This is a genomic window from Enhygromyxa salina (genome assembly GCF_002994635.1).
Lineage (GTDB): Bacteria > Myxococcota_A > Polyangia > Nannocystales > Nannocystaceae > Plesiocystis > Plesiocystis salina_B.
The window spans coordinates 160,954-176,464 of record NZ_PVNL01000135.1 but is presented as its reverse complement, the minus strand read 5'-3'; the positions used below and the strand labels follow the sequence as shown (position 1 = coordinate 176,464).

The window sequence follows — 15,511 nt, the reverse complement described above, 5'->3', positions numbered from 1 at the left end:
TCGAATGCACGTGACACGCTCCCCGATCTTGGTATCTCGCCAGGATCGCTGTTCGAGCGGCTGTCGCGAACGACCCTGGACAGCATGCCCCGGGTCCTGCGGCTCCGTGCGCGACATCTGGCCGCGTCGACCGAAGTCTGTGTCGAGCGCGCAAAGCTGATCACCCAATTCATGACGGAGCTGGCCGACCCCAATGAACCGTCGCAGCTCGTGGCCGCGAGGCGGGTCCGCCACTATCTCGCCCAGCGCGAGGCGGCGATCTTGGACGACAACTTGTTGGCCGGCTCGACGACCTCCAAGCCGATCGGCGCGCCGGTTTACCCCGAGCTCACGGGGCTGACGATCTGGCCGGAGCTCGAGGTCATCAGCACGCGCAAGGTCAACCCCCAGCTGCTGAGCCCGGCGGACGCGGAGATCCTCGACCTGTTCGTGTTCCCCTACTGGATCGACAAGTCCATGCTCGAGCGCCTGCGGGCCAGCCTGGGCAGCCCGCCGCCGATCAGCCTGCGCCTGCTCGAGCGCCTGACCTCGTTCAGCTGCGGCAAGGTCGACGGGATCTCGCGCTGCGTACCGGCCTACGAGCGGGTGCTGCACGAGGGCATGGAAGACATCATCGCCGAGGCTCGCGGCCGCGAGCGGGTGCTCGATCGGAGCAGGGGCCCGAGGACGCGCGAGCGGATCGAGTTCTATCAATCGGTTCAGATCGCGCTGCGTGGGGCGATCGAGCACGCCACGAATTTGGCTGGCGCGGCGCGGGCCCAGGCGCAGCTGACCACGGACACAACGCGGCTCGCCGAGCTCGAGGCGCTCGCGCTGATCTGTGAGCGGGTTCCGGCCAAGCCGGCCCGGACCTTTCGCGAGGCCGTGAACTCGCTGTGGCTGTGTCAGGTCGCCCTGCACGCCGAGAACGTCAACCTCGCGCTGAGCCCCGGCCGCCTCGACCAGATCTTGTGGCCCTTCTACCGCCGCGACATCGAGGACGGCGTGCTGACCCCCGAGCGGGCGGTCGAGCTGTGTTGCTGCCTGTGGCTCAAGCTCGGCGACAACACCAGCTTGGTGCCCGAGCTGTCCGAGCGGCTGTGGGGCGGGGCCGGCTCGGCGCCCGCGGTCACGCTGGGCGGCGTCGACGAGCGAGGGCGCGACGCGGTCAATGATCTGACCTACGTGTTGTTGCGAACCACCGAGGTGATGGCGCTGCGCGATCCCAGCGTCACCGCTCGGTTTCACGGCGACGTCAATGATCGAGCGTATCGCCAGCGCGTGGTCCAGGTCATCGTCAACACGGGCGCGATCCCGGCGATCCACAACGACGTCACCAGCATCATGACCCTGGTCAACCAGGGGCAGCGCTTGGGCCACGCGCGCGACTTTGCGGTGGTCAACGGCTCGCCGCTGAGCGGTGGTCGTGACCATGGGGCGGGCGCGTCGATCGTGCTCAACCTGGCCCGGGCTCTCGAGCTGACGCTGTGGCAGGGCAAGACGGCGGTCACCCAGGACCAGCAGATCGGGCCAGTGACGGCGGATCCGCGCACGTTCACCAGCTTCGAACAGCTGTGGGAGGCGTTCGCGGTCCAGCTGCGCGGGCTGATTCAGCAGGCGATCGGGCTCGACGAGGCGCTCGGGCAGCTCCACGCCGAGCGAATGCCCACGCCGCTGCTCTCGGCCCTGTTCCAGGGCCCGCTCGAGCTTGGCAAGGACTCGAGCCGCGGCGGGGCGACCTACAATTCATCGGGCGCGAACCACGTGGGATTCGCCGATGTCTGCGACTCGCTCAACGCGATCGAGGTGGCTGTGTTTCGCGACGCCCGGGTGACCATGGCTGAGCTCATTGAGGCGCTGCGCGTCGACTTTGGCCCGGTCCACGCGCGGCTGCGCAATTACCTGCGCTACAAGCCGCCCAAGTTTGGCAGCGAGGACCCGGTCGCGCTCCGCAACGCGGCGCGGCTGATGGAGCTGCTCTACGCGGTCTACCAGTCCCATACCAACGAGCGGGGTGGTCGCTACCGCCCCGTGTACGTGACGATGACGAGCCACGCGGGCCACGGCAAGCTGTGCGGCGCCCTGCCCAGCGGCCGTCGGGCTCACAAGGTGTTCAGCGGCGGGCTCACGCCGACGTCGGGGGTACCTCGCGAGCTCGGCTCGACGCTCGATGCGGTCGCGGCGGTGGGGAGTCGCTCGATCCCGGGCGGAGCGGCCCTCACGATCAAGCTGGCGCCGCGTCGCCCTGAAGAGCCCCTGTCCGCGTACCTCGAGTGCCTCGGTGATCTCATCGAGGCACACTTTCGCAAGGGCGGCATGCAGCTTCAATTCAACATTCACACGTATGAGGAGTTGATCGACGCGATGGAGCACCCCCACAAATATCAAAACCTCATTGTTCCGGTCTCGGGCCACTCGGCCTATTTCAACGAGCTGAGCGTGCCCATGAAGGAAGAGCTGATCTCACAGACTCAGTATCACCTCGAGACCGGCGCGGCCGCGGCGGCGCCGGCCTGGTGGCGCGAGGGCGGACGGTTCGCGGACTGGGGGCCGTCGTGAGCGCCCTGATCGAGCGTCTATGGGCGCTGTGGGCCGAATTTCGGCTCGAGCGCGTCGCCCCGCGGTTCATCGCGTGCCTCGAGTCCGACGCGCGCGAGGGGCTGCTCGAGCGCTTGTTTCGGGTCATGAGCCTGACGCTGCTGGCTGATCGTCGCTGCCGCCAGAGCATCGCGGCGTACGACGTGTCATACGTGTTTCAGCGCGAGGACGGATCGGCGCAATTGGCGGTCATCTTTGCGGGTGGGCGCATGCGGATCTTGGCAGACGTGATCGCCGAGCCCGACGTCACCGTGACCTTCAAGGATAACGAGGCGCTGGCGAGATTCCTGTTCAACGACAGGCTCGACCTGATCGGCTCGATCGTCAACAACGAGATCTCGTATGTCGGGAACCTCAACTATCTGCGCAAGCTCGCGTACATGGCCAAGCACCTGCAGCTGAGGTTTGCGTCCGCGGTCAAGCCAGCGGAGCGCGACCCCGGGGTGTGGTCGATTCACACGTTGTCGAGGTCGAACCCCAGCGACATGCGCAGCGCCTGCCACTGTGGATCCATCAGGAGGAAGTACTCGTAGAGCTGATACCCGTAGCAGGCCGGGGCCGTGTTGGGGCTCCAGGGCTCCAGGGCCTTGGTCGCGTAGTAGACCTGCCCGAGGTACAGCCCCTCGGCGATCTGAACCAGCTCGTCGATCCGCAGTGACTCGGGCGGCGGGTTGTGCAGGCCCTTCCAGCGATAGTTGCACTGATACACAGGCGCCCCGTGCTTGTCGGCGCAGATGCTCGACGCCTGCCTGCCGATGCTGAAGGCGCTCTGCGCGTCGTAGCCGAACTCGCGGTGGTCCCCGGCTGAAGCACGCTCGAGGTTCGAGCACATGAGCTTCAACGCGCCGCCGGCGATCCGCTGGCGGCGGGTCCGAAACGCCAGCGTGTTGCTGCACAGCTGGGTCGGCACATCCAAGCTCTCGTGCCCGTCGGAGCAGGCCAACAGCGGCCTCGGCTCGATCGGCTCGAACCGCTTGCCGGTCCAGGGTGAGAACCGCCGTCCCACCCGCCACGCGAGGTTGAGGCTGTTGATGTTGAGGCTGCCGAGCGGGCCCGGCGACACCCATGAGATCAGCGCGACGTGGTAGAAGCCGTCCATGTACTGCGGCGCGAGGCCAGCGTCGTGCAGCGCCCGCAGCTTGGCGAAGATCGTCGAGTCGGCGGTCGGCGTGTGGTTCAGGGCGCCGCTGTACGACGCGAGCATGTGCAAGATCGTGACAGCATCTCGCAGATCACGGCGCACCAGCGCGAGCGGATCGGTGTCGGCTGTCGTCGGTGGTGACTCGGCGAGGGTCAGGGTCGTGAGCTTGGCTGGCGGCTTGACCGACGCTGGCAGCGGCGAGTCCTCGGCGACGCGGGTGACGATCGCGGCGCGCGGGATCTCGAGGTGGGGGAACAGGTCGCGGGCGACGACATTGAGGGTCTCGTCGAACAGCACGACGAAGCCGCAGTGTTGATACCGATACGACGCGTCGGCGGCCGTGGGATCGTAGGTCTCGAGCAACCCGGCTGTCGCGAAGGTCAGCTGGCCAAGCAGCACGCCCGGCGCGATCTCGACGAGCTCGGTGATCAGGTGGGGCAAGGGCGGGTGGTTGCCGAGGCCCGAGAACCGATAGTTGAGGCGCAGGACCTGGCGCGGGGTGCCGGGGTAGACCGAGGCCGCGCGGTAGACCACGCACTGGCCCCCGTCGCGCTGGTGGCCGTAGCGCAGCTGCTGGTCCGTGGGCGCGTCGGCGAGGTGCCACATGAAATTGATCAGCGCGTTGCCGGCCAGGTTGACCGGCGCGTGGTGGATGACCTTGAAGTGGTTGGTCGCCCGGTACATCGGCACGTCATCGGGCACGACCTTGCCGGTGATCTGGTGCCGATCTCCCTCGCTCATGCTCGCGAAGGTCTGGCCCGACCAGGCCCGGTTCTCGCCGACCGCCGTGCCCCACACGCACCCGAGCAGGTTGCCGAAGTCGGCGATCGGCTCGGCGAGGTCGCCGGTTCGCAGCGCCAGAGTCACGCCGTAGTAGTGGCCGGTGACGCGCTCGGGCACCGCGCCCAGCCGAAACAGCTTGCACAGCTTGCGCAGCGGCAGCGCGTTGTTGTTCTTGTCGCCGACGAGCGCGCTCATGTAGTGCTTCATGAGCCCGAGCACCGAGCCCGCCGCGGCCAGATCAGCGCGGATCTGAGCGGCCAGCGGGTCGTCCGGCGCGGCGTGGTCGAGGCAGGGCAGGGACTTCAGGCGCTCGCTCGCGATCAGCGGGACCGGCAGCGCCAGCGTGATCCCTGCGGCATGCAGGGTCTGGCTGGGGAGCTCGACGTCGATCCGCTCGTCGGGCCCGGCGTGGAACCGGGTCACCGCCTGCGTGGTGTGGAGGACCCGACCGGCGACGGACTTGACCACCAAGTAGATGTCGGTTGTTCGCGAGAACACCTTCAACGTGCGACCGCGCTCGTAGTTGAGCTCATAGCTGCCGTCGCTCGCCGAGAGCACCTGACCGATGCGTTCGTCGCGGAGATGGCCCTTGTTGAACGCAGCCACGATGACGCCTGGCACACCAGCGCCGCCTTCGTATTCGGTGATCTTGCCGCGTATTCTTGCTTGCATATGCTCATACCAAGGCGAGGGCGTCTTGTAGTGAAACACGTTTAATTCGGATCGCCCCGCGCAAGCTGAGCGCGGGTCTGGGTCGCGATGACGCTGGTGTTGCGCATCCGCTGCGGGTCGAGCGGGAACCGATGCGTGGGGACGGCGGGGCCATCGACCCGCGGGGCGCGCAGCCGTGCGCTGAACTCTCGGCATCGCAGCCGATCGCGGCAGCTCGGCGAATGACCCCGACGGGCTCGGACCTCGACGCCCGCGGCGGTCGGAAAACCGTCGCCATGTCGCGGTGTTGCGGCTGCATCCTGGGCGGACTGGCGGCCCGAGCCTCGCGCTTTGGGGCCCGGCAACGAAGTTGGCACCCGCTGGTTTCTCCTGGCACCGAAACCTGGGTACCTTCACCCGGATGATGGACCTGACCCCAATCGCCCAGGCGATCTTGGTCTACACGGTGCTCGCCGTGGGCGTGCTCGTGTCCCTGTTCGGCGGCCTCGCGCAGCTGCGCGAGCTCCCGCGCGCGCTGAAGTCTGGCCCGAGCGCGGCGCTGGTGCGGCGCGGCTTTCTGGCTGCGAGCGTCGGCATGGGCAGCGTGGGCGGCTCGCTGCTGGCGCTCGAGCTCGGCGGCCCCGGTGCGATCGGCTGGATGTGGGTCGCGTCGTTCCTGGGTATGGGCTTGATCTACGCCGAGGTCATGCTCGCCCTGCGCTACCGCCGACGGTTCGGCGAGCAGCAGCGGGTTGGCACGGTCTACGCCCTGGCTGACGGGATCCCGCCGCTGCACGTGCGCGCGCTCGAGTGGCTGGGCGCGCCCAACCTGATCTCGGGGAAGACCCTGGCGCTGCTGTTCTCGCTGGTGTTCATGGTGTTCGCGGTCGCGGCCGGCTCGATGTTCCAGACCCAGCAGAGCGGCGTGCTGCTGGCCACGCTCGGCGGGGATCGCTGGCTGGTCGCGGGGTTCCTGGTCGTGGCCGCTGGGGTCGGCGTGATGGTGCCGAAGCTGCGCGACTTCGTGGTCGCGCTCGGGCCGGTGGCCGTGGCGCTCTACGTGCTCGCGGTGATCTTGATGATCGTGCGCTCGCCCGGTGACCCCGGCGCCGCGCTCAGCCAGATCCTCGCTGGCATGGGCGGCGCGAGCCCGGCCGAGCTCGCGGGCGGGGCCGCTGGTGGCGGCCTGCTGATGGCCATGCAGGTCGGGTTCTTGCGCGGGACCCTGGCGACCGAAGCGGGGATCGGCAGCGTTGGGTTCACGCCCCAGGCCGACGACGTCAAGCGCCCCGAAGCTGCAGCTGCGGCTGCGATGCTGGCCCCGCTGGTCAGCGGCATCGTCATCCCGACGCTGACCGCGATCGTGGCCCTGACCTCGACCCCGTGGGTCAACCAGCGGGTCGATGAGCCCGGCGAGCGGCTGGCCAGCGCCGACGAGCGGCTGGCCAGCGACGCCGAGCTGATCGAGATCGCCGCCGTCTTGGGTGACGGTGATCTCGACCGACTCAGCCCCGATGATCGCAAGCGCGTCGTCGCGCTGTGGGCTCCGCTCGAGCGCCCGCAGTCGCGGGGCACGGCGGCGAGCTTGCAAGCCGGGCAGACGGTCGTGCTGCCGCTCGACGCGATCGCGCCCGAGGGCGCGACCGACGACAGCCAGGGCCTGCTCGAGGATCACGTCTACCCGATGGTCATGCGCGCGAGCCCGCGCGGCATGAAGGTCCCGACCCGGGAGGGCCAACCCTCGCTGGTGCTCGGGTTCGCCGAAGAGACCCAGATGATCCGTGAGGTCGTGTTTCACGATCGCAACGCCGCCCGGGGCATGCACGCGGCCTACGATGTGCGGATCCCGGTCGAGAACGAGGTCATCGGGCCCGAGGGCCAGCAGTACATCCAGCTGACCCCGGTCGACGACAGCGTGGACCTGCATCGCATGTCCAAGACCCGCGACGGCCCCTACGTCGTGTTCGGCGACTTTCGCTTCGAAGGTCGCGTGGTCAAGATGTTCCAGACCCGGTGGGGGGTCCACCACGCGCTGATCGAGGCCGACCCGCCGCCCAATCGCCCGCTGAGCCTGCGGACCACGGTCCCGTCGGCGGCGTTTCGGGGGCCCTACTTCGACAACGGCGACGCTCGGGCGCCCCTGGCCATGGTCACCCGCGAAGAATTCAACGCGCCGATCGGCGCGCGCCTGCAGATGGAGTTTCGCCCGCCTCCACGGGGCATGGAGTTCGGCCACCTGCTGACCTCGGGCGAGCTCCTGACTCCGCCGTGGGCGTTCTTGGCGGACACCACCACGGCGGTGATCCGCCACAAGACCGACCCCACCAAGGACTTGCTGATCCCCGTCAGCTCGACCCTGGTCGACGGGACCCTGCGGTTCTTGAGCGGGCGCAAGGACATCGCGGACTTCGCCAAGGTCGATCGCTGGCGCGACTACACCGGTCCGTATCTGCTGCCGCCGGCGCAGCAGTTCGAGGTCGAGGTTCACGCGGGCGCCCGGTTCCCGGCCTCGAGCAGCTATTTGAGCCGCCTGGGTCTCGACCGCAGCTCCATGGCCGGGCCGCTGTCCGACCGCCGCACGCTGGTCGCCGTGCACCCCTACGGCGAACCGCAGGGCTCGCGCGGCGAGCTCTACACCCCGCATCCGGCCGAGCTCGCGCCGTTCATGGACGGGCCCTACGTCTCGGGCCAGGGGCTCGAGCGAGTTGGCTGGGCCTCGCGCATGACCGTCAAGCGCAGCAGCGCGCTGTTGCTGTCGATCAGCGTGCTGCTGTTGGCGCTGACGACCATGATCGCGTGGTCGGGCTACGGCGCCCGCGCGGCTGACTTCGCGCTCGGCCGCGGGGCCGGGATCGGGTTTCGCATCGTGTTCTTGCTCGCTGGCCTGAGCGGCGCCGTGCTGACCGTGATGCCGATCCTCACCGTCGCCGACTACGCAATGCTGGGCCTCGTCACCCTCCACGGGCTCGGCCTGATCATCTTGCTGATCCGCACGCGCTCGCTGAAGTCACCGAAACCGCCAAGCGCATGACGACCACGACCCTGCCCCTGCACCGCCGCCTCCTGACCTTTGCGACCTGGGCGGCGGTCGGGGCGGCGGTCGGGGCGGCAGACTGAGCGATCACGGCAAACGCCTTGCTTCATGCCTCTCCGTCCACTTGCAGCGCGGGGAACGGGTTGGGGCGCTCCGACCAGCTCTTGCTGTCGCTCGAGGCGAGCGCCTCGTCGAGCAAGCAGGCGTCGAGTCGAGCTCGGACCGCCGCTTCGTCGACGTTCTGCCCGATGAAGACGATCTGCTGCGAGCGGTCACCGAAGCGGGGGTGCCAATCGGGCGCCTGATCCGGGCGCTGCCCCTCCTGTGGCCAGCGATCACGCGGCACCGCGGCCCACCACGTGCCCATGGGGTGGACGTTGCTCGTCCGGCCTGCCTGTCCCCACTCGTAGGCCACGCGATGGTCCTCCGCGACCCAGAAGAAGCCCTTCGAGCGCAGCACACCCTTCCAGACCGCGTCGTCGTGGAGGAAGGCCCACAGCTTCTGGGCGTCGAAGGGCCAGGCCGAGCGATACGTGAAGCTCGAGATGCCGTACTCCTCGGTCTCGGGCGTGTGCTCGCCCTGAAGCTCCTTGATCCACCCGGCTGAGCTGGCGGCCGTCTCGTAGTCGAAGCGGCCCGTGTCCAGCACCGACTCCAGCGCGACCTTGCCGTGCGACGCGGTGATGAGCTCGGCGCCCGGGTTGAGCGCGCGGATGATCGACTCGAGCTCGCGGGCGCGCTGCGGCGTGACCAAGTCGACCTTGTTGAGCACGATCACGTCGGCGAACTCGACCTGCTCGATCAGAAGGTCCGTCACCGTGCGGTGATCGTCCTCCCCGAGGGACTCACCGCGGTCCGCGAGCGCATCGGCCGAGTCGTAGTCGGACAGGAAGCTGGCCGCGTCCACGACCGTGACCATCGTGTCGAGCCGCGCGACCTGGCCGAGGCTGACGCCGTCCTCGTCCTCGAAGGTGAAGGTCTGCGCCACCGGGATGGGCTCGGAGATGCCGGTCGACTCGATCAGGAGGTAGTCGAAGCGCCCCGCCTGCGCGAGGCGAGAGACCTCGGCGAGGAGGTCGTCCCGCAGCGTGCAGCAGATGCATCCGTTGGACATCTCGACGAGCTTCTCCTCCGTGCGAGAGAGCTCGGCGCCCCCGCGCTCGACGAGCATCGCGTCGATGTTGACCTCGCTCATGTCGTTGACGATCACCGCCACCCGGCGACCTTCGCGGTTGTTGAGGACCTGGTTGAGCAAGGTGGTCTTGCCGGCTCCGAGGAATCCAGACAAGACGGTGACCGGCAGGCGTCGATCGGCCTGTGCCGCGGGGATGTTGGTGTCGACGGGCATGGTGGGCCTCGAGCTTTACATGCAACTCCATTGCATTTGCAAGTGAAGTCAACTAGGACTCGGCCGAGGCGCGCAACCTCGAAGACGCCACGACCCCCCGATCCAAGCCCCGCGTCTCGTGAGCCTGATCGCGGGCTCTTTGGGCGTGGGCAAGACCTCCGCGATCAATCACCTACTCATGAAGATGCTCGACTGGCTGATCATCGGCGCTGGCGTGCACGGCCTCCATGCGGCCGCTCGCCTGCGTCGGCGCGGGTCGACGCTGCGCTTGCTCGACCCCCACCCGCACCCCCTGGCCGAGTGGGAGCGGCGAGCCGAGGTCCTCGCCATGGGCCACCTGCGCTCGCCCCTGGATCAGGACATCGACGTCGGGGAGCTCTCGCTGCATCACTTCGCCGAGGCGCAGCCACGGCTGGAGCCCGGATCGTTCGCGGGGCCGTGTCGCGCGCCCTCGGTGGCGCTGTTTCGTCGCCACGTCGAGTGGGTCCGCGGGCGACTCGACCTCGACGCCCTGCTCGAGCGTGGCCTGGCCCGGAGCGTCGAGCTCGTCGAAGGCGGCGTGCGGGTCGAGAGCGACCGTGGGAGCCTGACCGCGCGTCGACTCATTGTCGCGATCGGCCGACCACGGACACACGTGCCCGCGTGGGCCAAAGCGATCGGCGGTCCAACCTTGCACGTGTACGATCCCGAGTTCGACCGCAGCCCGCCGAGCGGATCGGTCGTGGTCGTGGGCGGAGGGCTCTCGGCGGCGCAGCTGGCCTTGCGCTGGGCTCAGCTGCGGCCAGGCGCGACGACCTTGATCTGTCGCCGCCCCCCGCTGATCGCCGAGCTCGACGCGGCCCCGCGCTGGGCCGGTCCGCGCTGGTCCTGGCGCTTCGCAAATTTTCCGCTCGCCGGACGGGTCGCCATGCTCGACAGCGAGCTTCGTCGTGGGAGCGTTCCGCCGCGGGTCGCCGCCCGCCTCGCCCGCGCGCAGCGACGCGGGAGCCTGCGCGTCGTGTTCGGTGAGGTCACCCATACCCAACGAGAGGCGGCCGGGCTCGCGCTCTCGATCAACGGTGACCCCGCGCTGCGCTGCGATCGGCTCGCGCTCGCGACCGGCTTTGCCCGCGGGTTCGAGGGCGTGCCTCTGTTCGACCTGACCGCCCAGGCCCTCGGGCTCGCGCGCGGGCCCCGGGCGACTCCTCTGCTCGACGCGGCGCTGCGCTGGCATCCCCGGATCCACGTGATCGGTGCGGCGGCCTGCCTGAGCCTGGGTCCGCTCGCGGCCAACATTGCCGGAGCTCGGCTCGCCAGCGCCCGACTCGAGGTGCTCGCCCTGCCGTGAGCGGAGCAATCGCCCTTGGCCCGCTCGGCCCGTTGGCGTATGCGAAGGCATGCCGACCACCGACCCCGAGCTCGCCGCGCAGCTGTGCGAGATCGAGCTGTTGATCTGCGATGTCGACGGCACGCTCACGGATGGCACGACGACGTGGTTGGGCCCCGACCACGGCTGGTCGCAGACCTACCGCCACCGTGACGGCGACGCGATCCGTGCGCTCATGGCAGCCGGCGTCGGCTTCGTGCCGCTGTCGCGCAACGGCAGCGCCTGCGCGCGCGCCCGGATGCAGGCGCTGGGCCTGGACACCAACTGGCTCGGCGTCGACGACAAGCTCGCGGCGCTGCGCGAGCTCCTCGTGGCGTACGGGGTCTCGGCCCGCAAGGTCTTGATCATGGGCGACGGCACCCACGACGCGGAGCTGATGCCTCATGTCGCGGTGGGCGTCGCGGTCGCGGACGCCCACTCGGCGGCGATCCGCGCGGCCCGCCATGTGACCAAGGCCGGCGGCGGGCAGGGGGCGGTCGAGGAGCTGATCATCCAGATCTTGGCAGCCCGCGCTGAGCGAGCCTGAGCGAGCCTGAGCAAACAGATCAGGGCGCCGACTCGCCAGCGTTCGTGTACACCGGCTTGATGTCGACGGGGATCCCATCGAGCTTCGCCAGCGCCGCCTCCATCGGCGGCGACATCACGGCGTACTTGGCCAAGAACGCGTCGACGGCCGCCTTGTCGCCGTTGTGCTGAAGCATCACGACGTCGTGCACGAGCGACTCGATCGACTTCTCGAGCTTCTTGGTGTCCACGCTGAATTGCCCGGTTTTCTCGTCGAAGCTCACGGCGCCGTCCTCCAGGAACCGATTGATCTGGAACGCGGCGCCCTTGCCATGGGCCTCGGCGACGCCAAATCGCACGCTGCGAAACAGCCCGGCGAAGTAGGTCACCAACAGCTGATCCCGAAACGTCTTGGGGAACTGCTTCTTGTCGATCATGAACAGCACGTTCCACGCGCCCATGACGTCGGCCTTGCCCTCTTCGAGCGGGGAGTAGCTCGACCCCAGCGCGACCCGAACCTCGACCTCGCGGCCGTCGACCTCGACCATCGCGGGGCCCAGGCTGTGGCTGAGCTCGTGAAACAGGACCTCGTTGAAGAACGCCTCTTGCGAGAGCAGGGGCAGCTGCTCGGGGTTCATGATCCGCTCGGCGATCGGCTTCATGATCACGTCGAACTTGGCGTTGATCGCGTTGCGCAGCATCACCTTCTTGGCGCCCTTCTCGGCCCGCACGCGCTCGTCGTTGGGCAGGTTGAAGGCGATCGTCTGGACCGACTTGCGCGCGTCCCCAGAGGTGAACACCAGGTCGACCACGCGGATCGGGCTCTCGGCGCCGCGCTTGGTCTTGACCTCCTTGGGCACGGGCAGGTTCTGCTCCATCTTGGGCAGCCAGTCCTTGTAGACCCCGAGCTTTTTTGACGCGACCGGATCGGACACGGTCACGAACGCTTCATAGCTGGCCTTGAGCCCGAGCAGCTCGTCCTCGTAGGTCTCGTACGGGCCGATCGTGATCTCCACGTCGGAGTCGAGGTCCATCCAGTCCTTGTCGGATTGGTAGTAGTCGTCGCTGCGAAACGCGGCCGCGCGCGAGCGCAGGAAGGTGGCGAGCGAGGCGTTCTTGGTCAGCGCGGCGGCGGCCTCGAGCTTTTGCGCGGCCGGCTCGAGCCACTCGGAGAACGCCTCGCTGTAGGCGACCGGGCGGAGCTGGGTCGGGTCGTTGGGGTCGCGGACGACCAGCGTGAACAGACCCTCGAGGTCGTCACGCATGGCCGGGTTGGCCGCCGTGAAGGCCCGGAATTCATCGGCGGTCAGGCCGGGCGGATAGAACCCCGCGCCGGGCGGGTGCGGGATGTTGATCGCAAACGGGGCGAAGTGATCCTGCCGGTCCCAGGGTCCGCGCATGATCTGGAAGTAGTCGTAGCGCAGCTGCTCGAGCTCCCCGCCGGCCTTGGCGGCGTCCGCGAGCCGCTGCGCGTGGGTCGGGTACTCCGCCCAGACCTGGCGATCGAAGATCGGATCGAGCAAGCGCGCGGCGGCGATCAGCTCTTCGAGCGCGGCGCGCTCGGACTCCGGCAGCGCCGAGAGATCCGCGTGCAGCACGACCGGCTGAAACTGGGCGACTTTGGCCTGCAGCGCGGCCGCGTCGACCTCCGGGTTGCCGAGCGCGTAGCCCGTTGGCTCAGCTGACTCAGTCGTCTCAGTGGGGTTTGCGGTGGGGGTCACGGTCGGCTCGGGGGCGGGCTTGTCACACGCGCTGGTGAGCGCGCAGCTGAGCGCGAGGCTGGACAGAAGCAAGACGGGGCGCAGTTGGAAGTCGGGCATCGGGTGCTGCGCAGGCTCGCACACGACCCTGAGCAGGTAAACTGCTCGGGATGCGACGCGTGATCGTGGTGAACTCGCTGACGAATTGCACCGAGCACGAACGTCCGGAGCCGTCGGCTTGAGCCAGCTCGGTCCGCGGCTGTCGGCGATCGCCCGGCACGTGCTCGCAGGCTCGCCGGTCGCAGATCTTTGCTGTGATCACGCCGCGCTGGCGATCGCGCTGGTCACCAGTAAGCGCGTCCCCAGGGCGATCGCGGGTGACCTCAACCTGGCCCCGCTGAGGGCCGCCGCCGCGACCATCGAACAGCTGGGCCTGGGTGATCGCGTGGAGCTGCGCCAGGGCTCGGGTCTGCAGGTGGTGACACCCGGCGAGGTTGGCACCGCCGTGATCGCGGGTATCGGCGCGCCGCTGGCCGAGCGCTTGCTGACCGAGGCCGAGGCCGCTGGCGCGCTCGCTGGATTATCTCGGTTGATCATTCAGCCCAACCACGGCTACCCCAAGCTCGGCAGCCTGCGGGCCCAGATTGACGCGCTTGGCTGGGCGATCGTCGATGAGTCCCTGACCCGCGATCGTGGTCGGCTGTATGTGATCCTCGTCGCCGAGCCGGGGCCGCCGACGCTGCATGACGAGGTCGACCGCGAGCTCGGACCGATCTTGCGCCGCGCCGACGACCCGTTGTTCGGTGAGTGGGTCGAGCATGAGCGCGCCCGCCTGACGCGGGCCTGCCACGGGATGCAGCGTGGCCGCGGCGATCCTTCCCAGCTCGGGTCGTACCAGCGGATGCTGACGATCCTCGATTGACACCCAGTGTTGCTCGGCGCCGACGGTGGCGGCGGCGCCGGGCATGCTCGCGCGAGCGGACACGTCGCGGATGCCTGCGTGGATCGGCGCGGGAAGCAAATTTTGCCTCGATCCGGGCGCTGCTCCCGAGCGGTCGTATATCCGTTCACGCCTAGTCTACCGCCGACATGCGCAAGCTCATCGACGACATTCTGTCCAGCCTGTGGTTTCGCCCCGGGCTGTGGATGTTGGCGTACACCGTGTTGGCCGTCGCCCTGGTCTACGGCGAGATCCAGCTGCATGCGCAGGGCGTCGACACGAGCCGCTACGAGCTGCTGCGGATCGACGCCGCGGGCGCCCGGACCATGCTTGGGTCGATCGCGACGGCGATGCTCACGGTCACCTCGCTGTCGTTCTCGGTGATGATGCTCGCGGTGGTCCAGACTGCCAACGCGTACTCGCCACGGCTGCTGCGTCGGTATATTCGCGACCCCCTCAACCAGCACGCACTCGGGATCCTGCTTGGCACCTTCCTGTACAGTATGATCGTGCTGCGCTCGATCTGGAGCATTCCGGACTTTGTCCCGTTCATGGCCACGAACGTGGCGCTGGGGCTGTCGTTCGTCGCGACCGGGGCGCTGCTCCACTCGCTCAATCATGTCCCGCAGTCGATCAAGGTAAGCTCGATCATCTCACTGATCCTCGAGCAGACCGAGACCGTGATCGAGCGCGGCTTTCCGCGAGATGTCGGGCGGGCGTGGCCGGGCGAGGGCGACCCCGAGCTGCCCAAGTGTGAGCCGCGCGAGGTGCTGGCGGGCACATCGGGGTATATGCAGCACTTCGACCACGAGAAGCTGCTTTCGACCGCCGAGCAGGCCGATGTCGTGATCCGCATGCGCTGGATCATTGGCGACTACATCCTGGCTGGGACCCCGCTCGCGAGCGTGTGGGGCAAGGTCGACGCCGAGCTCGAAGACACGATCCAGCGGGCCTGCGTACGCGGCAGCGAGCGGAGCTCACCGCAAGACGCCGGGTTTGGTCTGGATCAGATCACCGACATCGCCGTGCGCGCGCTGTCGCCCGGCGTCAATGACCCCGCGACCGCAGCGACGGCGATCGATGCGCTGACCTACCTGCTCCGCAAGCACCTCGTGCATGAGGCGGCCTCGTCGTACCGCTGTGATCTGAACGGACAGCTGCGGCTCGTGCTGCCTCGCTGGTCGTTCAACCACATGATTGAGGACACCTACCTGCGGATCCTGCAGTACGGTGGTGAGGACGTGCTGATCGTCCGCCAGCTGCTCCGCGCCTGTGAGCAGCTGACCTGCATCGCTCGCGGTGAGCCCGAGCGCGAGCTGCTGTGGGCGCTCGTCCAGGAGATCCACACCCGCGCCCGCGTGGCGTTCTCGAGCCAAAGTCAGCTAAGTCAGATCGACCGCCTGTTTCAGCACACGACCGCCGAGCTGGGCCGGCCGCCGCTGCCGCTGTTGTCGGGGACGGAGTGAC

Annotated in this window: 10 protein-coding genes; 7 read left to right on the top strand and 3 right to left on the bottom strand. The window is 68.4% G+C overall.

What is annotated here, in order from left to right; all coding sequences use genetic code 11:
* The first annotated feature begins 84 nt into the window (after positions 1-84).
* Entirely contained in the window at positions 85-2,538 is a 2,454-nt protein-coding gene (locus ENSA7_RS34940) for a pyruvate formate lyase family protein (RefSeq protein WP_181234413.1), read from the top strand.
* Positions 2,535-3,110, top strand: a complete 576-nt coding sequence (locus ENSA7_RS34935) for an SCP2 sterol-binding domain-containing protein (protein ID WP_146158495.1) — start codon at positions 2,535-2,537, stop codon at positions 3,108-3,110. The genes ENSA7_RS34940 and ENSA7_RS34935 overlap by 4 nt, the downstream gene beginning before the upstream one ends.
* Here ENSA7_RS34935 and ENSA7_RS34930 read toward each other — a convergent pair.
* Complete coding sequence (locus ENSA7_RS34930; RefSeq protein ID WP_146158494.1) at positions 3,032-5,173, bottom strand: hypothetical protein; 2,142 nt, start codon at positions 5,171-5,173, stop codon at positions 3,032-3,034. The two genes, ENSA7_RS34935 and ENSA7_RS34930, sit on opposite strands and share 79 nt — an antisense overlap.
* A 403-nt stretch (positions 5,174-5,576) precedes the next feature.
* On the opposite strand from ENSA7_RS34930, the gene ENSA7_RS34925 reads away from it, so the two are divergent.
* Positions 5,577-8,183 (top strand): alanine:cation symporter family protein, encoded by a 2,607-nt coding sequence (locus ENSA7_RS34925; protein WP_181234412.1) that lies wholly within the window; start codon positions 5,577-5,579, stop codon positions 8,181-8,183.
* Positions 8,184-8,292: 109 nt separating this feature from the next.
* On the opposite strand, the gene zigA is transcribed toward ENSA7_RS34925, so the two are convergent.
* Complete coding sequence (gene zigA / locus ENSA7_RS34920; protein WP_106093742.1) at positions 8,293-9,534, bottom strand: zinc metallochaperone GTPase ZigA; 1,242 nt, start codon at positions 9,532-9,534, stop codon at positions 8,293-8,295.
* 118 nt (positions 9,535-9,652) lie between these two features.
* Between zigA and ENSA7_RS34915 the strand changes: the two genes are divergently transcribed.
* Together ENSA7_RS34915 and ENSA7_RS34910 are read left to right on the top strand one after the other, a co-directional pair.
* The gene (locus ENSA7_RS34915; protein ID WP_146158493.1) at positions 9,653-10,861 is read left to right on the top strand and encodes an FAD-dependent oxidoreductase; all 1,209 of its coding nucleotides are present in this window, start codon (positions 9,653-9,655) and stop codon (positions 10,859-10,861) included.
* A gap of 49 nt (positions 10,862-10,910) precedes the next feature.
* Entirely contained in the window at positions 10,911-11,426 is a 516-nt protein-coding gene (locus ENSA7_RS34910; RefSeq protein ID WP_106093740.1) for an HAD hydrolase family protein, read from the top strand.
* Between the two features lie 19 nt (positions 11,427-11,445).
* Here ENSA7_RS34910 and ENSA7_RS34905 read toward each other — a convergent pair whose 3' ends face one another.
* A complete protein-coding gene (locus tag ENSA7_RS34905; RefSeq protein WP_106093739.1) occupies positions 11,446-13,224 on the bottom strand; it encodes a DUF8614 domain-containing protein in 1,779 nt (592 codons plus the stop codon).
* A 118-nt stretch (positions 13,225-13,342) separates the two neighbouring features.
* Here ENSA7_RS34905 and ENSA7_RS34900 point away from each other — a divergent pair, with 118 nt between their 5' ends.
* Both ENSA7_RS34900 and ENSA7_RS34895 read left to right on the top strand, forming a co-directional pair.
* A complete protein-coding gene (locus ENSA7_RS34900; protein WP_181234411.1) occupies positions 13,343-14,026 on the top strand; it encodes a tRNA (adenine(22)-N(1))-methyltransferase in 684 nt (227 codons plus the stop codon).
* Between the two features lie 167 nt (positions 14,027-14,193).
* Complete coding sequence (locus ENSA7_RS34895; RefSeq protein ID WP_106093737.1) at positions 14,194-15,510, top strand: DUF2254 domain-containing protein; 1,317 nt, start codon at positions 14,194-14,196, stop codon at positions 15,508-15,510.
* Position 15,511 lies beyond the last annotated feature (1 nt).

Coding starts and splice junctions, on each gene's coding strand:
- zigA (WP_106093742.1), bottom strand. CDS start 9,534: ATGCCCGTCGACACCAACATCCCCGCGGCACAGGCCGATCGACGCCTG.
- ENSA7_RS34895 (WP_106093737.1), top strand. CDS start 14,194: ATGCGCAAGCTCATCGACGACATTCTGTCCAGCCTGTGGTTTCGCCCC.
- ENSA7_RS34940 (WP_181234413.1), top strand. CDS start 85: ATGCCCCGGGTCCTGCGGCTCCGTGCGCGACATCTGGCCGCGTCGACC.
- ENSA7_RS34905 (WP_106093739.1), bottom strand. CDS start 13,224: ATGCCCGACTTCCAACTGCGCCCCGTCTTGCTTCTGTCCAGCCTCGCG.
- ENSA7_RS34925 (WP_181234412.1), top strand. CDS start 5,577: ATGGACCTGACCCCAATCGCCCAGGCGATCTTGGTCTACACGGTGCTC.
- ENSA7_RS34910 (WP_106093740.1), top strand. CDS start 10,911: ATGCCGACCACCGACCCCGAGCTCGCCGCGCAGCTGTGCGAGATCGAG.
- ENSA7_RS34930 (WP_146158494.1), bottom strand. CDS start 5,173: ATGCAAGCAAGAATACGCGGCAAGATCACCGAATACGAAGGCGGCGCT.